We start from the raw sequence: 20,584 nt of genomic DNA on the forward strand, positions 1-20,584 counted from the left end.
TTGAGACCCGGAACCGCACTACGGAGAGGACAGGTCGCAACATGGTGACCGAGACGAGCCGCCCTTCCCTCGACAACGGCTACAACACGGTCAACCGGGGGCACGCCCTTCGTCTGGCCGACGTGACCAAGGTGTACGGCAAGAACGGCCGCGGCGTGCGTGCCCTGGACGGGGTCTCCGTGGGGATCGAGCGCGGCTCCTTCACCGCTGTGATGGGCCCGTCGGGTTCCGGCAAGTCGACGTTCCTGCACTGCGCGGCCGGCCTCGACAAGCCGACCACCGGCCAATCCTACATCGGTGACACCCAGCTCAACGACATGAACGAGACCCAGTTGACGAAGCTGCGCCGCCAGCGCATCGGCTTCGTCTTCCAGGCGTTCAACCTCATCCCGTCCCTGTCGGTCCGCCAGAACGTCGAGCTGCCCCTGCGCCTCGCGGGCGAGAGCCTCGACAACAACTGGCTCGACGAGATCCTCGGCCGCGTCGGCCTGGGCGGCCGGGCCGCCCACCGGCCCGCCGAGCTCTCCGGAGGCCAGCAGCAGCGCGTCGCCATCGCCCGCGCCCTCATCACCCGGCCCGACGTCATCTTCGGCGACGAGCCGACCGGCGCCCTCGACACCGTGACCGCCAAGGAGATCCTCTCCCTGCTGCGCGACTGCGTGAACGAGACCGGCCAGACCGTCGTCATGGTCACCCACGACCCGGTCGCCGCCTCGTACGCCGACACCGTCCTCTTCCTGGCCGACGGCAAGATCGCCGGAAAGATGGACTCCCCGACCGCCGACCGCGTCGCCGAGCGCATGACACACCTGGGAGCGTGGGCCTGATGCTGCGCTACGCACTGCAGACGCTCAAGGCCAGGAAGGGCGGATTCATCGGCGCCTTCCTCGCCCTGTTCTGCGCCGCCGCGCTGGTCACCGCCTGCGGCATCCTCCTGGAGACCGGGCTGCGCGGCACCATCGCCACCGAGCGCTACGCCGCCGCGCCGGTCATCGTCGGCGCCGACCAGAACGTCCACCAGACCACCATCAAGAAGAAGAAGGGCAAGGTCAAGGAGAAGCACAAGGCGAAGCCGCTGGCCGAGCGGGTCTGGCTGCCCGAGGGCACCACCGCGAAGCTCGCCGCCTTACCCGGTGTCCGCAAGGCGGTCCCCGAGACGAACTTCCCGGCGTACGCGGTCGGCCCCCAGGGCCAGATCGTGCCGGGCATCGACGGTAAGCCGTCCTACGGCCACGCCTGGACCTCCGCCGCGCTGACCCCGTTCGAGCTGACCGACGGCAAGGCACCCGCGGGCGCCGACGAGGTCGTCCTCGACCGGGAACTCGCGGCCCGAACCGGCCTCAAGACCGGCAGCAGCGTTCTCGTGCAGTCGACCGGCGCCCCGACGACGTACAAGGTCAGCGGCATCGCCGCGGCCCAGGGCGGCGACCTGCACCAGCAGACCTCGCTGTTCTTCTCCGACGAGACCGCCCGAGAGCTCTCCGGACGGGCCGGCCAGGTCGCGACCATCGGCCTGCTGCCCAAGCCCGGCGTCTCCACGAGCGACCTCGCCGACCAGGCCGAGAAGGCCCTCGACGGCGACGGCCGCAAGTACGCCATCGCCACCGGTGGTGAGCGCGGCCCCATCGAGTTCCTCGACGCGGGCAAGGCCCGGGTCAAGCTCGTCTCCATGGGCGGCGCCATGGGCGGTACGTCGCTGCTCGTGGCGATCCTCGTCGTCGTCGGCACCTTCGCGCTCTCCATCCAGCAGCGCTACCGCGAACTCGCCCTGCTGCGCGCCATCGCCGCGACCCCCAAGCAGGTCCGTCAGCTGATCGGCCGCGAGGCCCTGATCATCGGCGGCCTCGCGGGCGGCCTCGGCTCGGTCGTGGGCCTGCCCATCGCGTACTGGCTGCACAGCAAGTTCATCGACTTCAAGGCCATCCCCGACACCCTCGAACTCACCTTCAGCTTCGTGCCGTTCACCGCCGCCGTCGGCGCCGCACTGCTCGGGGCGTGGGTCGCGGCCCGTATCTCCGCCCGCCGCACCGCCCGCATCCGCCCGGCCGAGGCCCTGTCCGAGGCGTCCATGGAACAGCGCCACTTCGCCTGGGGGCGGCTCGGCGTGGGGATGCTCGTCCTGGCCCTCGGTATCGGTGTGGTCGTCCTGCTGGGCTTCCTGCGCACCGAGCCGGCCTCGCAGCCCGTCACGTTCCTGTCCGTCGTGGTCCTCGCCGTCGCGGTCTCGCTGCTCGGCCCGGTCATCGCCCGCATCGCCGTCGCGATCCTCGGGATCCCGCTGAAGTTCTCGCGCGTCGGCGGCCACCTCGCGACCGCCAACGCCCGCGCCAACGCAAAGCGGATGGCCGCGGCCGTCACCCCGCTGGTCCTGCTCATCGGCATGGCCTGCACCGTCCTGTTCGTGCAGACCACCATGGGCGACGCCGCCTCGGCCCAGGCCAAGGCGGGCAACAAGGCCGACTGGGTGGTCGCCTCGAACGGCCCCGGCGTCCCCGCCGAGGCGACGGACGCGCTGCGCGCCGTACCGGGCGTCACCCAGGTCACCGAGATCGTCCGGACCCAGGTCCGCATCGGCCTCGACAAGTACCCGGCGCAGGGCATCTCCGCGCAGGGCCTCACCACGAACTGGGACCCCGACGTCTCGCAGGGCAGCCTCAAGGGCTTCGGGGACAAGAGCGTCGCGATGAGCGACGTCTCCGCCGACCACCTCGGCAAGAAGCCCGGCGACACGCTCAAGGTGACGCTCGGCGACTCCACCGTGGCACAGCTGAAGGTCGCCGCCGTCTACGAACGGGGCCTCGGCTTCGGCGACCTGACCATGTCGCACGACCTGGTCGCCCAGCACGTCGACAACCCGCTCGCCTCCTCCGTCCTCGTCAAGACGGCCGGCGACGGCAAGGCGGGCCGTGAGCAGCTGACCGGCGCCCTCAAGCACTTCCCGGGCATCGGCGTCCTCGACCGCACCCAGGTCGACGACGTCCAGGCCGACGTCCAGCAGTCCAACGCCGAGGTCAACTACCTCGCGATGGGCCTGATCATCGCGTTCACCGCGATCGCCGTGGTCAACACCCTGGCCATGTCGGTATCGGACCGCACCCGCGAGTTCGCCCTGCTGCGGCTCGTCGGCACGACCCGCCGCCAGGTGATGTCGATGCTCAGGATCGAGTCCGCGCTGATCGTCCTGGTCGCCGCGGTACTCGGCACGGCCATCTCGCTCGCGGTGCTCACCGCCTTCAGCGTCGGGATGACGGGCGCCGCGCAGCCGTCCATCGACCTGCCGATGTTCCTCGGAGTCCTCGGCTTCGCCGCGGTGCTCACCGCGCTGGCGACGCTGGTCCCCGGCCGCTTCGCGCTCGGCGGCCGCCCGGCGGACGTCATCAGCGCCCGCCAGTAGGCCGAGGTGTCACACCAAACCCAGGGGTGTGCGGGAGTTCAGCTCCCGTGCACCCCTGATCGCGAGCCAGGCGGGACTTCACGGACACGGCCGAGGGGCCGGCCCCCGGTGCGGGGGCCGGCCCCTCGGCCTGCCTGGCGGATACGTACGTCGTGTGCGTGGCCCCGCTCAGCCGAGGACCGCACCGTTGCCCACCCGGTCCACCCGGCTGCGCCGGTGGTCCAGGTGCGCGTACACCCGGTGCAGCCAGCGGTCCGCACCGTCGTAGGCCGGAGTGAACGACGTACGGCCGTGCACCGCGAGGCGGTTGTCGACGACGGCCAGGTCGCCGACGCGCAGCGACAGCGCCGACATCGTCTCCACGAACGCGTCCCGCAGCTCGGCCATGGCGTGCCGGGCCTCGTCGTCCAGCGGATGCGTGGCGGAGAAGTCCACCAGCACATTGGGGTCCTCCGGGTCGCCGTTCAGCACCGCGTGGGCGGGCGTCACGCTGTCCAGGGTGCCGAAGGACGGCGGCGGCTCGGTCAGGAACCGCGGCTCGGAGAGCACCGCCCGCGTCTTCTCGGAGAGCAGCACAAGCGCGCGGCGGATGGAGGACGTGCACAGCTTCGCATCGCCCGTCGGGTCCTCCCGCACACAAAGCAGGCCCACGAAATCCGGGCGGTTGTCATGGAATGCGTTCTCGATGTGGAGTTCGAGGAGAACGGAACCCGCATTGCTCTGCGAGGACTCGCTCCCCGGAACGGGAACGACATTCTGCACGAGCGCGCCGGTCTTTTCGTTACGGAATGCTATGACCTCTCCGAGATGCAGCATCGCGGTGGTGATGACGGAAGCGGCGACCGTGGGAAGACGCTCCACCGACCCCTTCACGGCCGGCGTCGGACGCAGCGGGTCGTCCGCCACCACCGGCAGGTTGCGCAGCAGCAGGACCCCGTCGGGGCCCGCGTCGTGACGGAACGCGCGCAGCGCCGAGAGCAGCCTGCGAGGAAGCTGCACGGAGGCCTCACGCGCGGCGTCCAGCCAGCGGAGATCGTCGATCCTGCCGTCCGCGAACCCCTTCGGGGTCAGCTGCTCGGCGACGGCGACGAGTGCGTTCTGCTCGGCCTCCGTCAGCTCCACGACGGTGCCTGCCGCCACTGCCGAAAGCGGCAGGGAAAGCGTATGGGTCTCGGACATGTGGACATCCTCGGGTCGCTCGGAAATTACCGTCCCAGTCTCCGAGTGAGTGCTATCGCGACCCTACGGGGAATTCGGGCTCAGGCACATATAGACGGCCCGTAGCCGCCGGGCGGACGATCGCACCGTGGCATTTCTGTCCGCACGGTCGGCCGTGCGGAGGAATCGGAGGCCACGGGAAGACACGAGAGGTCGACAAGGACCGTGAAGGAATAAGGAATGGGGGCAGTCCATGGCGTTCGTACCCGGAACACCGAAGAGCACCGGGACCCAGCAGCCTTCCCGGGCAGCGCCCGGGACACCGGATCTCGCCGGTGCGGCCCACGTGTGGTGGTGGCAGCCGCCGCAGCGGGTCGTCCCCGACGATCTGGCGCTGCTCGGCACCGACGAATTCCACCGCGCGCTCACCCTGCTGGCCGAGCGGGACGTGGCCGCCTTCGTGCACACCAGGGCCGGGGCGCGCCGCGCCCTGTCCGAACTACTGCTCGTGGCACCGCAGTCCATCGAGCTGGGCCGGCGCCAGTGCCCCGGCTGCGGGGACCTCGGGCACGGCCCGCCGGTGATCGAACACCCCGAGGTGCCGTGGGCGATCAGCATGTCCCGTACCGCGGGGTGCGGTGTCTTCGCGCTCGGTGAGGGCCACGCCATCGGAGTCGACGTCGAGGCCGTACGGCCCATGCGCCAGCCCTCGTTGTACGACTCGGTACTGACCGACAACGAACGCGCACACCTGCTGACGCTGCCGCCCGGACCGGCACGCGACGCGGTGTTCCACCGCGTCTGGACGCGCAAGGAGGCCGTCGTGAAGGCGGCCGGGCTGGGACTGGTGGGCACCGCGCTCAATGAGCTGGAGACCTGGCCGGCCCGTCACGGACCGGTCCGCGTACTGCACACGCACTCCGGCCGTACCACCGTCTGGTCGGTCCAGGACCTGCGGCTCGACGACCGGGTGGCCGCAGCCATCGCCCGCCCGCCCGGTGGTGCTCCGCCCGGTCCCGTTCACATCCACTCCGTACTCGGCCCGCCCGGGGAAACCGATGCGCCCGACACCGAAGGAAGCCGACCGTCATGACTACGCAGCCCCTGGAGACCGCCCCGATGGCCCCGGCCGCTCCGGCCCCCCGGGCCGCCTACGCCGATGAACTCGCCGACCGCAGCACGCTCGCCGCCGACATCGGGGAGCTCGACGGCAACGTCGGCAAGCTCGACGCCGGCCTCGGGGCGCTCGACGACACCGAACTGACCGGATACTTCGCCGAGCTCGCCGCCGCCGTCGAGCAGGCGGACCCCGGGCCCGCCGCACGCGGCGGCTGGGAGGAGCGCGAACGCATCCGGGTCTCCGTCTGGGTGCGCACCGCCTACGAACACCCCCTGTCCGCCGCCGTGTTCGGCTGCCCCGGCAGCCCGGTCGCCCACAAGGTGCGGGCCACCCAGGCCGCCGAGCTCGGCTTCCGTATCGATGTCGGCCGGGGCCGCGCCGTGCCGGCCAAGCCCTCCGCCGAGGTCCGGGCCGTCGCCGCCGTCGCCGCGATGTGGGCGGTCACCGCGACCGCCTTCGGCGCCGCCGCCCGGCCGCCCCGCGAACGCGTCGTCGCCGACGCGTGGACCGTGGTCCGCGAGACCATCGCCCCCGCGCTCGTCCCCGAGATCCCGACGTACTCCTGGACCCGCGGGACGTGGTGACACCACGGACGACGGCGACTTCCCGGCCACCGCGGTCACCCGACCGCGGTGGCGCTGTCGTGCGCGGCGGGCGAACGCCGGGCGGGGGAGACCGGGCCGAAGGCCGCCGGGTCCGCCGGGTCCAGCGACGCCACGTACAGGAGGACCAGCTCATGGCACCGGTACAGCGGCAGCCCCTGCGGATCGAGCCCCGAGAGGTCGAGCAGCGCGGTGTCCACCAGCGACTCCAGCACCCGCTCGGCCTCGTCCTCCGACACCGCGAGTCGCACCGAGACGTCCCGGGCCGAGAACGGCTCCGTACCGGCACCGGACAGCGCCCTGAGCGCCTGCGGGGCCCCGGCGGCCATGCGCCGTACCGACGGCAGCAGCGCCGCCCGCACATCCAGATCACCGAAGGACAGCTCGGCGAGCCGGTCCGCCGGATCGGCGAGCCGGTCCGCGAACCGGCGGGCCGGCCACGACGGCCGCGCCGCGAGCCGGGCCCCCACCACGGCGAGCGCCAACGGCAGCCCCCCGCAGTACGCGACCAGGTCGTCGGACGAGTCCGGGTCGTCCCTCAGCCGCTCCTCACCGGCCGCCGCCGCCAGCATCGCCAGGGACTCGTCGTCGTCCAGCGGCGCGAGCGCCACGGTGTCCGCCCCGGCCACCCGGGCGAGCCGGGCCCGGCTCGTGATCAGTACGGCCGCCTGCGGGCTCGCGGGCAGCAGCGGCGCCACCTGGAGGTCGCCGACCGCGTCGTCGAGCACGACGAGGAGCCGCTTGCCGGAGGTCCGGGCACGGTAGAGCCGGACCAGCTCGTCGCGGTCGAAGGCGCGCGAGTTCCCGTCGAGACCGGGCTCGCCCAGTGCCCGCAGCAACCGCACCAGCACCTCGCCGGCGTCCTTGGGCGTGCCGTCCTGATCGCACAGCTCGGCGAAGAGCTGACCGTCGGGGAAATGACCGGCGCTCTCCTCGGCGGCCCGCACGGCCAGTGCAGTCTTGCCCACCCCGGCCATCCCGGTCACCAGCAGACGCCGGGGCCGGTTCGTCCCGGCCGCCAACCGCGAGGTCAGCAGGGACAGTTCCGCGGACCTGCCGACGAAGCCGCAATCGGCGGCCGGAAGCATGGTGGGCACATCGGACCGCCCCCGCGCTGCCCCTGCACCTCGCAACCCCAACTCCCCGCCCAGCACCGCCTGGTAGGTCGCCCCGAGCACCTCGCCCGGGTCCACCCCCAGCTGATCGACGAGCACCTTGCGCCCCTCGTAGTACGTCTGGAGGGCATCGGCCTGCCGCCCGCACCGGTACAGCGCGGTCATCAGCTGGGCGCGCAGCCGCTCCCGTACGGGATGTTCGGCGACCAGGCCCGTCAGCTCGGCCGTCACCTGCTCGTGCATCCCCAGCGCCAGATCCGCCTCGATACGGTTCTCCAGAGCCAGCATCCGTGCCTCCTCCAGCTGCGGCAGCTCCGCCTCCAGAAGGAACTCGGTCACGTTCGACAGGGCGGGACCACGCCACCACCCGAGCGCCTCGGTCAGCAGCGCCTGGGCATCGGCGTGACGCCGCTCCCGCAGCGCCTCGCGGCCGAGCCGGTCGAGCCGCTCGAACTCGACGACATCGATCCGGGCCCCGGGCGCCCGCAGCACGTACCCGGGCTGCCGCCGCACGATCTCGACCTCGTCACCGAGCAGCTTGCGCAGCCGCGACATGTACGTATAGATCTGCGCGCTCGCGGTGACGGGTGGGTCCCACCCCCACAGCAGCGCGCCGAGTCTGGAGTCCGAGACGACCCGCCCGTGTGCGAGCAGCATCGCGGCAAGGACCGTGTGCACCTTGGAACCGGACAACGCGATCCAGTCCCCGTCACGCCGGGCCTCCACCGGCCCGAGAATCCGGAAGTCCATGCGGCAAACCCCTTTCAGGTCTGAGCCTCCTGCATGGAACCCGAAGGTAGGCGGCGCCCTTATCCATGGGTTATCGCCGTCGGCCGGACACCGATACCGCCCGCCGGAGCCGGGTTTCATCGCGATGTCATCGACCGCTGCCACTGTCTTCCTCGACCCGGGCCGGCCGCGTACCGCGCCGGAATGCGGCCGCGTCGGCCAACCACATGCGGAGGACGGAATGCGAACAAGAAGGATCGCGGCCGCGGCAGCCGGTCTGCTGATGACAGCCGGGCTCTCGGTGGCACAGGGGACCACGGCACAGGCGGCGGCTCCGTGCGACGGCACTTACACGATCGTGGTCGGGGGCACGGGCAGCTCCTGGAACAACGACGGCTTCTACGGCAACATCCAGCAGCACGTCGGGTACCCCACCACGATCCCCAACGGCGCGAGCGCCCGCGCGGGCGTCAACGAGCTGAACCGGCTGGTCCGCGACCAGCGCGCTGCATGCCCCGGCCAGCACGTCAAGATGGCCGGGTACTCCCTGGGCGCCGCGGTGGTGCACATCTGGGTCACCGAGAACTGGCAGACGTTCGACAACGTCAACGCCATCCTCATCGCCGACCCCAAGCGCCAGGGCAACCCCGGTGCCAACGGCGGGTCCGTGCCGTTCGGCGGGATCGTGGGCGCACCGCTCGCCGGTGCCGACAAGTTCTTCGGCAACATTCCGGTCAAGACCATCTGCCACTGGGACTACGTCTGCGACGAGTCCGCCGGCATCTGGACGTATCCGGCCAACCACGTCAACAACTACCCCGAAGATTTCAACATGGACCACCACAACGACAGCGCCAACGAGCAGTGGTACAACGGCGCCTGGTACCCCGCGTAGCCACGGACGCCTTCACCATCTGTCGGTGGCCGGGACAACCGGCCGCCGGCAGGCGGTCATCCACCGCCGACGCCCCGGGCCCAATCACGGCGTGATACCTCTGAGCCCGGCCTCGTCCCCGCACAGAATCATCCGGTACGTCAGCCGCAGCAGCCGGCCGGGACGAACCCCCAGGTCATCGGCGAGCCGCCGACGGGTGCGAACGAACACGGCCACCGCGTCGGCCTGCCGCCCGTCCCGGTAGAGCGCACGCATCAGCATCGCCGCCACCGACTCGTTCAAGGGATGCGCAGCGAAGAAGGCGGACAGCTCGGCGACCGCCTCGGAGTGCCGGCCCAGCCGCAACTGCCACTGCGACTTCCGCTGCACGACGGCGACCCTGCGCTCGGTGAGCCGCAGCCGCTCCAGTTCGGCGAACGGTCCGGGCAGACCGGCCAGCGGTTCCCCGCGGAACAGCTCCAGCGCCCGGGAACACAGCCGCACCGCCTCGGCCGTCTCGCCCGCCCGGTCGGCCGCCCCGGCCTCGGTGACCAGCGCCTCCATCCGCGCCACATCCACCTCGACCCCACCGGCGGCCAGCCGGTAGCCGCACCGGCCGTGCTCGATCAACGGGTCGGGGCCGCCGTCCCCGAGTCGCAGCTTCTTGCGTAACCGGTAGATGTACACCGGCACCACATTGGTGACCGGCGGCTCCAACCCCCAGACCCCGTCGAGCAGTTCCTGCTGGCTGACCGCCCGGCCCGTGCACAGTGCCAGTGCCGCCAGCACGGCCTGCTGGCGCAGATGCCCCGGATCCAGGGTCCGCCCGCCCCGCCGCACCTCCAGCGGCCCGAGCACGGAGATCTCCGCCTTCGGCCCGCCCGCCGCCCGCAGCGCCGGGCCCGCCGCCTGCGGACGGGGACCGCAACCGGGCACGACCAGGCCGCAGTCGAAGGCGTGGACGATGGCGGCGGCCCGGTCGCGCAGCCCGAGCTTCACGAGGATCCGCGCCAGATGCCCGGCCACGGCGTCCTCGGAGACGGCGAGAGCCGTAGCGATCTCGTCGTCCCGCAGCCCGCAGCCGACTGCGTGGAGCACTCTTCGCTCCTGACGCCCGAGAAGTGCGGCGGTCGGCCGGCGGCGGGTCGTGACGGTCGTCGGCATCGCTGCTCCCCGGATCCGGACTGGTCGTTCTGGCGGGCGCCGTCGAAAAGCTAGTGGCGGGAGTGCCGAACGAGGCATCCGGAACGATCCGGAGTGACAGGCGCCGGGCGCAGCGAGCCGGGCGGCTGGAGGTGCTGGTGGCGGCGCGCAACGAGCACCTCGCGGACGGCTCCGCCGCCGGCTCGGCAGTGCCCTCGTAGCCCTCATGACCTGAGCGACACGGCGCGCGCGCGGCGCGCGCGGCGCACGCGCAGACCGCTCACCGGCCCGGCGAGCGGTGGGGCGTCGTGGTGCCGTCGAGTTTGGTGACGACCGTCTCGTCCGGTGTGAGGAGCCGTCCGTCCTGCGCGCGCACCTCCAGCGGGAGCAGGGGGAGGCCCTGGCGACGATCGGTCAGTTCCGAGTGGGGCTCACCGGGTTCGAAGAACCGTGCCTCGCCCCACTGACGCAGCGCGACGATGACGGGGAAGAGCTCCCGGCCCTTCTCCGTCAGCTCGTACTCGTGGTGGGCGCCGCCGTCGGGCGCCGGTACCGAGTCCAGGATCCCGCCCGCGACCAGGGTGCGCAGCCGGGCGCTCAGGATGTTCTTGGCGACCCCGAGACTTCGCTGGAACTCGCCGAAGCGCCGGCTCCCGTCGAAGGCGTCGCGCACGATCAGCAGCGACCACCAGTCGCCGATCGCGTCGACCGATCGCGCGACCGGGCAGTCGCTGTCGTCGAACCGGGTCCGTTTCACCACGTCGTCCTCCTTCGCGGCCGACCGGCCGTCCATGGCGGTTGCAACATGCTACCAGTCGCCTCTACGGTCACGGGTAGCAACATGCAACCGGACTGCTGGAAGGGTCACCATGAACCAGGCGACATCCGCCGCCGTACTGCCCCGCGGCGCCACCGCACTGTTCGCGGTCGCCTGCGGAACCGCGGTCGCCAACGTCTACTTCGCCCAGCCGCTCCTGGTGGCCCTCGGCAACGAGTTCGCGATCTTCCCGGCAGTACTCGGCACCATCGTCACCCTCACGCAGATCGGCTACGGCCTGGGCCTCTTCCTCCTCGTTCCGCTAGGCGACCTGCTCGCCCCCCGACGGCTGATCACGACGCAACTGCTCCTCCTGGCCGCCGCGCTCCTCTTCGTCGCAACCACGACCACCGCCACGACGCTCCTCGTCGGGATGGCCGCCCTGGGGCTGCTCGCCGTCGTCACACAGTCCCTCGTGGCCTGCGCCGCGTCCTTCACCGAGCCCGCCCGCCGCGGCCGTGTCGTCGGCGTCGTCACCAGCGGCGTCGTCACCGGCATCCTGCTCGCCCGTACCGTCTCCGGACTGCTCGGCGACCTCGCGGGCTGGCGCTCGGTCTACCTCACCTCCGCAGCGCTGACCTGCGCGTCGGCCCTCGCGCTGCACCGTGTCATTCCCCCACGCGCCACACCGGCGCCCGCACTGGGATACGGGCGCCTGCTCACCTCCACCGTCCGCCTGTTCACGCGCGAACGCCTGCCGCGTCTTCGCGCCCTGTTCGCGCTCCTCGTCTTCGCCGCCTTCAGCACCCTCTGGAGCAGCGTCACCCTGGTTCTCAGTGATCCCCCCATGTCCCTGACGTCGACCGCGATCGGCGCGTTCGGGCTGCTCGGCGCCGCCGGGGCCCTCGCCGCCAACGTCGCGGGCCGCCTCAACGACCGCGGCCACGCCAACCGGACCACCGGCTTCGGCCTGGCCCTGCTGACCCTCTCGTGGCTGCCCCTCGCTCTCACCCGGCAGTCGCTGTGGGCCCTCGCGGCCGGAGTGATCCTTCTCGACCTTGCCGTACAGGCCGTACACGTCACCAACCAGAGCCTGATCCACGCGCTGCACCCCGACGCGGGGAGCCGGCTCATCGGCGGATACATGGTCTTCTACTCGATCGGAAGCGCCGTCGGAGCCCTCGCCGCGACAACCCTGTACGCCGCGGCGGGCTGGAGCGCGGTGTGTGTACTCGGCGCCGGATTCAGCGGCCTCGCCCTCGTCCTCTGGGCATTCACCAGGAACGGTGCCGCCCGACCGGTGGTGAGGCGGGAACGGTGCACCGCCTGAAGCGACAGGACCCGGATATGAGTACGGCGACTCAGGCCCCGGGCACCACCCCGTCCCGACGATGAGGACCAACACCGCCGAGACCGGGAGACCCTTCATGCTCAGCCGCTTCGCCGACGTCCTGGTGCCCGCGTTCGGCCGCCTGACGGTGACCACCGACCCCGGCACCGAACTCGTGCCCGGCAGCATCATCGCCGCGAACCACACGTCCTTGGCGGACCCCGCGATCGTGACCGCCGCCCTGCACCGCCTCGGCGCCGAGCCGGTCATCATGGCGGCCGCGGGGCTGTGGCGGGTCCCGCTGCTCGGCCGTGCGCTCGCCCGCGAAGGACACATCCCGGTCATCCGCGGAGACCGGCGTGCCGCCGCCGCGCTGGACGCCGCGGCAGAAGCCCTGGAGCAGGGGCGGCTGGTCCTCATCTACGCCGAAGGCGGCCTGCCCCGCCGCAGGGACGCCGCGGAAGCGGCACCCGGCACCTTCCGCAGCGGCCTGGCCCGGCTCGCCGAACGCACCGGCGCCCCCGTCATACCCGTGGGTCAGGCCGGAGCCCGCCGGATCTCCTCGGGCAGCACCGCCAAGCAGCTCGCCGGTCTGGTCACCGCCCCGCTGCGCCGACCGGACCTTCATGTGCACGTGGGCGCGCCCCTGGAGTTGACCGGCGACCGCGCCGCCCGGACGGCACGGGCCCGGACCGCGGTGACCACCGCGTGGCGCACGGCCGCCGCCCGCCTGCGCGAGCCCGCCGCGCGCGGCAGCCGCGCCCGGACGGGGTCTCAGGTGTGAACCTCCGGCGGGGGCTCGGCGAAGGCACCGGCGGCTGCGGCGAGGGCGGCGGTTCTGGCCGCGTGGCCCGGCAGTTGCGGGTCGTACGGCGTACGGAGAAGCACCAGCTGGTGGTAGAGCGGCGCGGTGGCGGCGATGAGCAGCCGCCGGGCGTCGGTGCGCGGCGGGAGTTCGCCGCGCCGGACGGCCCGGCCGACGACGATCCCGCAGCGGGCGTACCGGTCCTCCCACAGCCGCTGCTGGGCCTCGGCGGCCTTCTCGGAGCGGAACGAGGCGGCGATCAGGGCCGCCATGACCGGTGGCTGTGCGCTCATGCCCGTCTGGATCTCCTCGTTCAGCGCTGTCAGGTCGCCTTCCAGCGAACCGGTGTCCGGGGGCTGCCAGTCGTCGTCACCCGCCGCGTCCAGCACGTCGGCGAGCAGACCGCCGACGTCCCGCCAGCGCCGGTAGACAGTGGTGCGGTGCACTCCGGCGCGGGCGGCGACGGCGTCCGTGGTGAGCCCGTCGTAACCGTGTTCGGCCAGCTCCGCGAGGGCTGCGTCGAGCACCTGCGCGCGGATACGGGCGGTGCGGCCCCCGGGCCGGCGTCGGGGCGCCGGTGGTGGCCGGGTGTCGTTCGGTTCCGTTTCCGGCTCCGGCTCCCGTTCCGGTTCCGGCTCAGGGGCTGCGGGAGGCGTCATGGGTAAATCCGATTGCTCGGGGGGTGAAGGTATGGCAGCATCTTAAAGCATCAGTTGTCGCACTAGTGGAGTGATCGATGTTCTTCCAAAGCATTCGCCCGGCCACGCGGCCCCTCGCGGCCGCCTCGTTCCCGAATGCTCTGGAGACCTCGTATGCCCACACAGATCACCGCGCTCGCCGTCAGCAAGTCCTTCGACGGCAGGCCCGTCCTTGATGCGGTGACCTGCTCGCTCGCCGCAGGCGAGCGCACCGGGATCATCGGGGAGAACGGATCCGGCAAGACCACCCTGCTGCGCCTGCTCGCCGGGCACGAACTGCCCGATGAGGGCGAGGTCGTGGTCCAGGCCACCGGCGGCGTCGGCTATCTCGCCCAGGACGAGCGGACAGACCCGCGGGCAACCGTCCAGCAGATCATCGACCGCGCCCTGAGCGATCTGCGCGCCGTCGAGCGGCGCATGCGGCGGCTTGAGGCCGAGATGGCCGACGGCGACGCGTCGGGCCTGGCCGAGTACGGCGAACTGATGACGCTCTTCGAACTGCGCGGCGGCTACGACGCCGACGCCCGGGTGGAACGTGCCCTGCACGGCCTCGGCCTGGGACTGGTCGGCCGTGACCGCAGCGTGGGCAGCCTGTCCGGCGGCGAGCGGGTCAGACTGCGGCTGGCGGCCCTGCTGGCCGCCGCGCCGGAGGTGCTGCTGCTGGACGAGCCGACCAACCACCTCGACGACGGCGCCCTGACCTGGCTGGAGGAACACCTCCGCACCCGCCGGGGCACCACGGTGGCGGTCTCCCACGACCGGATCTTCCTCGAACGGGTCGCGACCAGCCTGCTGGAGGTGGACGCCGACCGGCGCCGCGTCGTCCGGTACGGCAACGGCTACTCCGGCTACCTCGCCGGGAAGGCCGCCGCCCGGCAGCGCTGGGCCCAGGCGCACGGCCAGTGGCGGGCCGACACCGACCGGCTCCGCGAGGCCGCCGCGACCACCGCCCGCCAGGTGGCTCCGGGCCGTTTGATGAAGGACGGCAACAAGATGGCCTACGACCGGGCGGGCGGCCGGGTACAGCAGTCCCTGGCCAGTCGGGTGCGCAACGCCGAGGAACGGCTGCGCCGCCTGCTCGCCGACCCGGTCCCGCCTCCGCCGGAGCCGCTGCACTTCACCCCGGTACTGCGGACGCGTCGCCTGGTGGGTACCGTCCTCGACGCCGCCGGCATCGTCGTCACGGACCGGCTCGACCGTACGAACCTCACCGTCGCGGCAGGCGAACGCCTGCTGATCACGGGGCCGAACGGAGCGGGAAAGAGCACTCTGCTCCGTGTCCTGGCCGGGGACATCGCTCCCCACAGCGGGAGCGTCACCCGGCGCGGCAGGATCGGCTACCTCCCCCAGGAGCCACAGCCCGGGAAACCGGACGAGACGGTGCTGGCCGCCTTCGCCCGCGACCGGGCCGGGCACCCCGCCGAGCACGCCGAACAGCTGCTGTCCCTGGGCCTGTTCGACCGCGACCAGCTCACGGTGCCGGTCGGCCGGCTGTCCACCGGGCAGGCGCAGCGTCTAGCCCTGGCGCGACTGCTCAGCGAGCCGTCCGAGGTCCTGCTGCTCGACGAACCCACCAACCACCTGTCGCCCGCTCTCGTCGAGGAGCTGGAGACCGCCCTGGCCGACTACGACGGCGCCCTCGTCGTCGTCAGCCACGATCGCCGGCTGCGCCGACGCTGGCGAGGCGCCCACCTGGCGATGCGGGCGACCGGGACGTCCACCGCCGAGGCCTGACGCCCCGGCTCCACCAAGCCCGTTGCGGTGCGTGCCGCGCGCTGGTCGGGTGAACGACCGGCGAGTGGTGGCCCCGTCCGACGGTGGCAGGGCGACCATCGAGTGGATCGCTGTATCCGAAGGGAAAGGGCTCTTCCCATGCGTCGTGCACTGATCGTCGTCGATGTGCAGAAGGACTTCTGCGAGGGTGGCAGCGTTCCGGTGAAGGGCGGTGCGGACCGGGCCGCCGCCATCGCCGAGCTGCTCGGGCACTCGGACGGGCAGTACGCCTTCGTGGTCGCCACCCGTGACCACCACATCGACCCCGGCACCCACTTCTCCGAGAACCCCGACTTCCAGGAATCCTTTCCCGTGCATTGCGTCGTCGGCAGTGAAGGAGGCGAGTTCCACCAGGACTTCGCGCCCGCCGTGGAATCCGGGCACGTCGATGAGGTTGTCTTCAAGGGCGCGCACTCCGCCTCGAAGAGCGGTTTCGAAGGCTTCACCCAGGACGGTACGACGTTGTCCGACTGGCTGAGAGCCCGCGATGTCACCGATCTCGACATCGTGGGGATCGCAACCGATCACTGCGTGAAGGCCACCGCGCTGGACGGAGCACGAGCGGGCTTCACGGTGCGGGTCCTGCTCGACTACACCGCTGGTGTCGCCCCCGACACCACGCGAACCGCACTCGACGAGCTACGCCGGGCCGGTGTCGCGCTGAGCGGCGAACCTGTCGTCCATGCCTGATCGGGTCGGCGCCCCGCCCCGATCCGAGGGCCGGGCCTCGGGGGCCGGCGTCGAGCGGTGTGATCTTGAAATGCCGGCGCCGCGGTGACGCCGGACCGGACCCCGGCCCGGATCGCGATTCCCGGGCGTGTGCCGGTGCCAGGGACTACGGTCGTGGGCGTGATCGAACACGATGCCCTCAGTGCCACCAGCGAGGCCTACGACGCCGCCGCCCCCCTGTACATGCAACTGTTCCGCGAGGAGTTGCGTGACAGGCCCTTGGACCGCGCGTTTCTGGGTGCGTTCGCCGAGGCCGTGAGTGCGGGTGGGGGCGGTCAGGTCGCAGATCTGGGGTGTGGGCCTGGTCATATCACTGCCCACCTGGATGAACTGGGGCTGGCGGTGTTCGGCGTCGATGCCTCTCCCGCGATGATCGAGACAGCTCGGCAGGCCTACCCGGGCCTGCGGTTCGACGTGGGCTCGATGGCCGCGTTGGACATCGCTGACGGCGTGTTGGCAGGCGCACTTTCACGTTGGTCCATCATTCACACTCCGCCGCATGAACTCCCCTCCATCTTGCTGGAGTTCCACCGTGTGCTGGCACCCGGCGGCCACATTCTGGTCGGCTTTTGGGCCAGCCACGACCCTTCCCACCCGACGCAGGTCTTCGACCACGCCGTCGCTCCTGCCTATCGATGGTCGCCGGATCACCTCGCCGCGATGCTGCGCACGGCCGGTCTGGCCGAGGTGGCCCGGATGGTTCGCGAGCCCCAGCCCACCGACCGGCGGCAGTTCAAGGAGATTCACCTGCTCGCCCGCAAACCGGAGGCAGGGTCTGCCCGGTCGACCGGATGACCGGCACCGGGAACCAGCAGGTGACAGGTGCCTGCGCGGTGGGTCCTGGTTGACCTTGACACGGTGGCAGGGTCTTCACTGCTTGCCGAGGAGGTGGTCTCGATGACGGTCACGGGACAGGACACGGATGGGGCACGAGTGCTCCAGGGGCTGGGGGACGGCAGTTCGTCCGTGCGGCTGCGGGCCGCTCTGGCGGTCGGTACGGCGCCCGACCCGCGCTACGTCGAAACGCTCATCGAGCGATGCGCGATCGAGCCCGAGTTCTTCGTCCGCGACATGCTGACCTGGGCACTCACCCGCCACCCGGTGTCCATGACACTCCCGGCGCTGGTCGGCGAACTCCGTTCGGAGCGTGCGCAGGCCCGGAGCCAGGCGCTGCACAGCCTGTCCAAGATCGGGGACCGGCAGGCGTGGCCTGCGATCACCCGGACGCTCTTGTCCGACCCCGAGGACGAGGTGGCGCGGAGCGCTTGGCGGGCCGCGGTCGTACTCGTATCGGAAGGCGAGGAGCCCGCCCTGGCCGTGGTGTTGGCGACGCAGCTCGGGCGCGGTGGGCGGGAGACGCAGCTGAGTCTCAGCCGGGCGATGGTCGCGCTGGGCGAAGTGATTCTGCCGGCTCTGCACGCCGCGACAACGACCCCTGGCCCGCAGGTACACGCACGCGCACGCCCGCAGGCACACGTGCACGCACACGCACTTGCCACGGAACGGTTGCTGCGCGACCCGGACGCCGGGTTCGAGTTCGCGATCGAGGAGGCGAAGCGCGTCGTGGCCCTCGGTGGCTCCGGCCAGGAGGGACGATAGGGCGTGTTGATCGGTGAGGTGGCGCGACGGTCCGGGGTCAGTGCCCGCATGCTCCGGCATTACGAGTCGCTCGGCCTGGTGCGGCCTTCGGGCCGCACGGGCTCCGGATACCGGGAGTACTCCGGGGAGGACATCCGGCGGATCTTCCACATCGAGAGCCTGCGGTCACTGGGGCTGTCCCTGCGTGAGATCGGGCGCGCACTCGACGATCCCGGCTTCACGCCCTCGGCGCTCGTCGGCGACCTCATCCGCCAGACGAGCGAACGCATCGCGGCCGAGACGGAGTTGCTCACGCGGCTCCGCCGGATCGATGCCGCGGACCCCGCCGACTGGGAGCACGTCCTCCAGGTCGTTTCGCTCCTCCAGGCGCTGGGGTCGAAGAGCGCCGACGCGCGCCAGCGCGCGGCCCTCTCCTCCGTCGACGAGGTTCCGGTGCCGGTGGAGGCCCTGGTCGACGCGGCACTGAGCGAGACGGAGCCGAACGTCGCCGGAGCCATTCGATGGGCGCTGGCACGATCGGGCGACGGCGGTTCGGAACTGCTGGCGCAGGGCCTCCGATCGCCGGTGGCGGCGGTGCGGGAACGTGCCGTTCAGTCCCTCGCCGAGATGCCCGGGGGTGAGGCTGCCGCGTACCTGCGGGACGCCCTCGCCAACCCCGACGCCGTGGTCCGCGGGTACGCGGCTCTGGTGCTCGGGTCACGTGGAGCGGCCGATGCGGTACCGACGCTCATCGACATGATCGTGGAGGGCAGGAACGACATCGATGCGGCCGATGCCCTGAGCGTGCTGGCGGACGACACCGCGACGGCGGACCGGATCGCGGCCGGGCTCGTCGACCGACTTGCCCAGCACACGACTGAAGCGCCCGCACGCGGACGGCTGACCCAGGCGCTGGCGGGCATCCCGGGGACGACGGCCTCACGGGCCCTCGCGGAGCTGTCGCACGACGAGGACCGTGCCGTCGCGCTGACTGCGACGTACCTTCTCCGGCTGCGCGACGGGTGAGCCTGCGGTTCATCAGCGGGACGAGCAGCACCGCGACGGAGCTTCTCAGGTTTCGTACGGCAGCGCAGGCTGGTCCCACACCGCGTCCGACCGGCTGATGACGCGCCGGAGTTCGCGGGCGCTCCGGGGAGGAAGGGCCTGCATCACGGTGTCCAGGAGAGCACGGGCTTCGAGAGGATCGCCGCAGCAGTACCAGTGCACGTTGCCCCAGTCGTAGTCCTGCCACAGCACGCGCTCGGGGCGGTGGACGTAGTCCTTCCACAGGCGCACGGCCGCAGTGACGTCCCCCGGCCGCAGATAGTTGCGGGTCCGCTCCAGGCGGGCGATATCGGCGAGTGCGGGCGAGGACAGGCCGTCGATGGCGCCGATGACCGGCCTTGCGTCCGGTGTCCGGTGGCGGGGGAGACCGCCCCGGACGACACCGCCCCGGACGTGTCCTGGCCGTCTACGAGGCATGGCCCCTTCGGTACGTCGTCATGCCGGACATGGTGCCACGGCCCCGCGAGGCCGTCGGCAGACCACAGAGTGTACGATCGTACGCTCCGCGCCTACGATCATCCTCATGCAGACGGACTACTTCGCACAGGACCCCCGCACCAACCTCGAACGCATGCTGGCGGGCGACCTCTACATCGCCGACGACCCCGAGATCGCCGGCCGCCAGCAGCAAGCGGTGCGCCTGGCCGCCCGCTACCAGGCCGCCTACACCGAAGACGCGGGCGCGGCCCAGCCCGTCCTTGCCGAACTCCTCGGGTCGGTAGGAGACGAGGTCCACGTGCGGCCGCCGCTGTACGTGGACTACGGGAGCAACATCGCGATCGGGGCGCGTACCTTCGTCAACTACAACTTGACCGCCCTGGACGTCGCGGCCATCACCATCGGCGAGGACTGCCAGATCGGCCCCAACGTCCAGCTGCTCACCCCGACGCACCCCCTGGAGCCGCAACCCCGCCGCGACAAGCTGGAAGCCGCCGAGCCGATCACCATCGGCGACAGCGTATGGATCGGCGGAGGCGCGATCGTCCTCCCCGGCGTGACCATCGGGGACAACTCCGTCATCGGCGCCGGCGCCGTCGTCACCAAGGACATCCCCGCGGGTGTCGTCGCCGTCGGCAACCCCGCCCGCCCCGTCCGCACGCTCTGAGGCCGCGACGACCATGGCCACCGGACACACCGACCCACAGCGTCGCGAACGCATTCTCACCGCCACGCTCGACCTCATCGCCGAGGAAGGCACCGCCGGTGTCTCCCACCGGAAGATCGCTGCCCGCGCAGACGTCCCCCTGGGCTCGATGACCTACCACTTCAGCGGGATCGACGAAGTGCTCCGGGAGGCCTTCCGCCACTTCACCGAGCACGTGGTCGCGCTGTTCGACACGCACCTCGCCGCTCCGGCCGATCGCCGGCAGGCAAGGGAAGCGGTGGTCGACCTCATCCACGCGCTGTCCGACGGAAGCCGACGCGACCTCGTCCTCACCCAGGAGCTCTACACCCTCGCCGCCCGACGGCCCTCCTACCGGGAACTCACCCACGAATGGATGGCCCGCAGCCGCGGCCACCTGGAGAAACACTTCGACCCGGACACGTCCCGCCAACTCGACGCCCTCATCGAGGGGCTGACCCTCCATCGGGCCCTGGCCACGGAACCCCACGACCGCGCGCTCACCCTCGACGCCGTCACGCGCATCACCGGGCCCTCCGGGGCGACCACCTGAGGCCGCATTCATGGCCAGGGGTGAATCCTTCTGGGCCC

General features: G+C 71.6%; 20 protein-coding genes. 14 read left to right on the forward strand and 6 right to left on the reverse strand.

Features of this window, described 5'->3' with window-relative positions:
* Window positions 1–41 precede the first annotated feature (41 nt).
* Both ACIRJP_RS20015 and ACIRJP_RS20020 read left to right on the forward strand, forming a co-directional pair.
* Entirely contained in the window at window positions 42–827 is a 786-nt protein-coding gene (locus ACIRJP_RS20015) for an ABC transporter ATP-binding protein (protein WP_266737799.1), read from the forward strand.
* On the forward strand, window positions 827–3,394 hold the full coding sequence (locus ACIRJP_RS20020; RefSeq protein WP_404175641.1) for an FtsX-like permease family protein: 2,568 nt from the start codon (window positions 827–829) through the stop codon (window positions 3,392–3,394). Before ACIRJP_RS20015 ends, ACIRJP_RS20020 begins: the two co-directional genes overlap by 1 nt.
* A 168-nt stretch (window positions 3,395–3,562) precedes the next feature.
* Here the strand turns inward: ACIRJP_RS20020 and ACIRJP_RS20025 are convergent, their stop codons facing one another.
* Window positions 3,563–4,573 carry a TauD/TfdA family dioxygenase gene (locus tag ACIRJP_RS20025; RefSeq protein WP_404175644.1) on the reverse strand — a complete coding sequence of 337 codons (1,011 nt, stop codon included), beginning with the start codon at window positions 4,571–4,573 and terminating at the stop codon, window positions 3,563–3,565.
* A gap of 232 nt (window positions 4,574–4,805) precedes the next feature.
* Here ACIRJP_RS20025 and ACIRJP_RS20030 point away from each other — a divergent pair, with 232 nt between their 5' ends.
* Both ACIRJP_RS20030 and ACIRJP_RS20035 read left to right on the forward strand, forming a co-directional pair.
* Window positions 4,806–5,645 (forward strand): 4'-phosphopantetheinyl transferase superfamily protein, encoded by an 840-nt coding sequence (locus ACIRJP_RS20030; protein WP_266737796.1) that lies wholly within the window; start codon window positions 4,806–4,808, stop codon window positions 5,643–5,645.
* Window positions 5,642–6,256 carry a hypothetical protein gene (locus tag ACIRJP_RS20035; protein WP_404175647.1) on the forward strand — a complete coding sequence of 205 codons (615 nt, stop codon included), beginning with the start codon at window positions 5,642–5,644 and terminating at the stop codon, window positions 6,254–6,256. Before ACIRJP_RS20030 ends, ACIRJP_RS20035 begins: the two co-directional genes overlap by 4 nt.
* A 35-nt stretch (window positions 6,257–6,291) precedes the next feature.
* Here ACIRJP_RS20035 and ACIRJP_RS20040 read toward each other — a convergent pair whose 3' ends face one another.
* Window positions 6,292–8,139, reverse strand: coding sequence for a BTAD domain-containing putative transcriptional regulator (locus tag ACIRJP_RS20040; RefSeq protein ID WP_404175650.1), 1,848 nt, complete (start codon window positions 8,137–8,139; stop codon window positions 6,292–6,294).
* Between the two features lie 220 nt (window positions 8,140–8,359).
* On the opposite strand from ACIRJP_RS20040, the gene ACIRJP_RS20045 reads away from it, so the two are divergent.
* A complete protein-coding gene (locus ACIRJP_RS20045; RefSeq protein ID WP_404175653.1) occupies window positions 8,360–9,013 on the forward strand; it encodes a cutinase family protein in 654 nt (217 codons plus the stop codon).
* Window positions 9,014–9,097: 84 nt separating this feature from the next.
* Here ACIRJP_RS20045 and ACIRJP_RS20050 read toward each other — a convergent pair whose 3' ends face one another.
* Window positions 9,098–10,156, reverse strand: coding sequence for a BTAD domain-containing putative transcriptional regulator (locus ACIRJP_RS20050; protein WP_404175655.1), 1,059 nt, complete (start codon window positions 10,154–10,156; stop codon window positions 9,098–9,100).
* Between the two features lie 259 nt (window positions 10,157–10,415).
* A complete protein-coding gene (locus ACIRJP_RS20055; protein ID WP_404175658.1) occupies window positions 10,416–10,895 on the reverse strand; it encodes a winged helix-turn-helix transcriptional regulator in 480 nt (159 codons plus the stop codon).
* Between the two features lie 109 nt (window positions 10,896–11,004).
* Between ACIRJP_RS20055 and ACIRJP_RS20060 the strand changes: the two genes are divergently transcribed.
* Together ACIRJP_RS20060 and ACIRJP_RS20065 are read left to right on the forward strand one after the other, a co-directional pair.
* A complete protein-coding gene (locus ACIRJP_RS20060) occupies window positions 11,005–12,222 on the forward strand; it encodes an MFS transporter (RefSeq protein WP_404175661.1) in 1,218 nt (405 codons plus the stop codon).
* A 97-nt stretch (window positions 12,223–12,319) separates the two neighbouring features.
* On the forward strand, window positions 12,320–13,006 hold the full coding sequence (locus ACIRJP_RS20065) for a lysophospholipid acyltransferase family protein (RefSeq protein ID WP_404175838.1): 687 nt from the start codon (window positions 12,320–12,322) through the stop codon (window positions 13,004–13,006).
* On the opposite strand, the gene ACIRJP_RS20070 is transcribed toward ACIRJP_RS20065, so the two are convergent.
* Window positions 12,997–13,686, reverse strand: coding sequence for a TetR/AcrR family transcriptional regulator (locus ACIRJP_RS20070; protein WP_404175664.1), 690 nt, complete (start codon window positions 13,684–13,686; stop codon window positions 12,997–12,999). The two genes, ACIRJP_RS20065 and ACIRJP_RS20070, sit on opposite strands and share 10 nt — an antisense overlap.
* 153 nt (window positions 13,687–13,839) lie before the next feature.
* Between ACIRJP_RS20070 and abc-f the strand changes: the two genes are divergently transcribed.
* From abc-f to ACIRJP_RS20095, 5 genes are all read left to right on the forward strand, one after another.
* Window positions 13,840–15,459, forward strand: a complete 1,620-nt coding sequence (gene abc-f / locus ACIRJP_RS20075) for a ribosomal protection-like ABC-F family protein (RefSeq protein ID WP_404175667.1) — start codon at window positions 13,840–13,842, stop codon at window positions 15,457–15,459.
* A gap of 138 nt (window positions 15,460–15,597) precedes the next feature.
* Window positions 15,598–16,188, forward strand: coding sequence for an isochorismatase family protein (locus ACIRJP_RS20080; protein WP_404175670.1), 591 nt, complete (start codon window positions 15,598–15,600; stop codon window positions 16,186–16,188).
* Between the two features lie 159 nt (window positions 16,189–16,347).
* On the forward strand, window positions 16,348–17,022 hold the full coding sequence (locus ACIRJP_RS20085; RefSeq protein ID WP_404175673.1) for a methyltransferase domain-containing protein: 675 nt from the start codon (window positions 16,348–16,350) through the stop codon (window positions 17,020–17,022).
* Between the two features lie 102 nt (window positions 17,023–17,124).
* Window positions 17,125–17,826: a HEAT repeat domain-containing protein gene (locus ACIRJP_RS20090; protein ID WP_404175841.1), complete on the forward strand. Its 702-nt coding sequence runs from the start codon at window positions 17,125–17,127 to the stop codon at window positions 17,824–17,826.
* Between the two features lie 3 nt (window positions 17,827–17,829).
* Window positions 17,830–18,831, forward strand: a complete 1,002-nt coding sequence (locus tag ACIRJP_RS20095; RefSeq protein WP_404175676.1) for a MerR family transcriptional regulator — start codon at window positions 17,830–17,832, stop codon at window positions 18,829–18,831.
* A gap of 45 nt (window positions 18,832–18,876) precedes the next feature.
* Here the strand turns inward: ACIRJP_RS20095 and ACIRJP_RS20100 are convergent, their stop codons facing one another.
* Window positions 18,877–19,287 carry a hypothetical protein gene (locus ACIRJP_RS20100; RefSeq protein ID WP_404175678.1) on the reverse strand — a complete coding sequence of 137 codons (411 nt, stop codon included), beginning with the start codon at window positions 19,285–19,287 and terminating at the stop codon, window positions 18,877–18,879.
* Between the two features lie 106 nt (window positions 19,288–19,393).
* Between ACIRJP_RS20100 and ACIRJP_RS20105 the strand changes: the two genes are divergently transcribed.
* Both ACIRJP_RS20105 and ACIRJP_RS20110 read left to right on the forward strand, forming a co-directional pair.
* Window positions 19,394–19,975, forward strand: coding sequence for a sugar O-acetyltransferase (locus ACIRJP_RS20105; protein WP_404175681.1), 582 nt, complete (start codon window positions 19,394–19,396; stop codon window positions 19,973–19,975).
* 13 nt (window positions 19,976–19,988) lie between these two features.
* Window positions 19,989–20,546, forward strand: a complete 558-nt coding sequence (locus ACIRJP_RS20110) for a TetR/AcrR family transcriptional regulator (protein WP_404175684.1) — start codon at window positions 19,989–19,991, stop codon at window positions 20,544–20,546.
* Window positions 20,547–20,584: the final 38 nt, after the last annotated feature.

The organism is Streptomyces sp. NPDC102437 (assembly GCF_044765565.1).
GTDB lineage: Bacteria > Actinomycetota > Actinomycetes > Streptomycetales > Streptomycetaceae > Streptomyces.

What these genes read in the sequence shown, in the direction of transcription:
- ACIRJP_RS20105 (WP_404175681.1), top strand. Translation starts at nt 19,394, where the DNA reads ATGCAGACGGACTACTTCGCACAGGACCCCCGCACCAACCTCGAACGC.
- ACIRJP_RS20090 (WP_404175841.1), top strand. Translation starts at nt 17,125, where the DNA reads ATGACGGTCACGGGACAGGACACGGATGGGGCACGAGTGCTCCAGGGG.
- ACIRJP_RS20030 (WP_266737796.1), top strand. Translation starts at nt 4,806, where the DNA reads ATGGCGTTCGTACCCGGAACACCGAAGAGCACCGGGACCCAGCAGCCT.
- ACIRJP_RS20065 (WP_404175838.1), top strand. Translation starts at nt 12,320, where the DNA reads ATGCTCAGCCGCTTCGCCGACGTCCTGGTGCCCGCGTTCGGCCGCCTG.
- ACIRJP_RS20025 (WP_404175644.1), bottom strand. Translation starts at nt 4,573, where the DNA reads ATGTCCGAGACCCATACGCTTTCCCTGCCGCTTTCGGCAGTGGCGGCA.
- ACIRJP_RS20070 (WP_404175664.1), bottom strand. Translation starts at nt 13,686, where the DNA reads ATGACGCCTCCCGCAGCCCCTGAGCCGGAACCGGAACGGGAGCCGGAG.
- abc-f (WP_404175667.1), top strand. Translation starts at nt 13,840, where the DNA reads ATGCCCACACAGATCACCGCGCTCGCCGTCAGCAAGTCCTTCGACGGC.
- ACIRJP_RS20060 (WP_404175661.1), top strand. Translation starts at nt 11,005, where the DNA reads ATGAACCAGGCGACATCCGCCGCCGTACTGCCCCGCGGCGCCACCGCA.
- ACIRJP_RS20035 (WP_404175647.1), top strand. Translation starts at nt 5,642, where the DNA reads ATGACTACGCAGCCCCTGGAGACCGCCCCGATGGCCCCGGCCGCTCCG.
- ACIRJP_RS20040 (WP_404175650.1), bottom strand. Translation starts at nt 8,139, where the DNA reads ATGGACTTCCGGATTCTCGGGCCGGTGGAGGCCCGGCGTGACGGGGAC.
- ACIRJP_RS20080 (WP_404175670.1), top strand. Translation starts at nt 15,598, where the DNA reads ATGCGTCGTGCACTGATCGTCGTCGATGTGCAGAAGGACTTCTGCGAG.
- ACIRJP_RS20015 (WP_266737799.1), top strand. Translation starts at nt 42, where the DNA reads ATGGTGACCGAGACGAGCCGCCCTTCCCTCGACAACGGCTACAACACG.
- ACIRJP_RS20050 (WP_404175655.1), bottom strand. Translation starts at nt 10,156, where the DNA reads ATGCCGACGACCGTCACGACCCGCCGCCGGCCGACCGCCGCACTTCTC.
- ACIRJP_RS20045 (WP_404175653.1), top strand. Translation starts at nt 8,360, where the DNA reads ATGCGAACAAGAAGGATCGCGGCCGCGGCAGCCGGTCTGCTGATGACA.
- ACIRJP_RS20020 (WP_404175641.1), top strand. Translation starts at nt 827, where the DNA reads ATGCTGCGCTACGCACTGCAGACGCTCAAGGCCAGGAAGGGCGGATTC.
- ACIRJP_RS20110 (WP_404175684.1), top strand. Translation starts at nt 19,989, where the DNA reads ATGGCCACCGGACACACCGACCCACAGCGTCGCGAACGCATTCTCACC.
- ACIRJP_RS20100 (WP_404175678.1), bottom strand. Translation starts at nt 19,287, where the DNA reads ATGCCTCGTAGACGGCCAGGACACGTCCGGGGCGGTGTCGTCCGGGGC.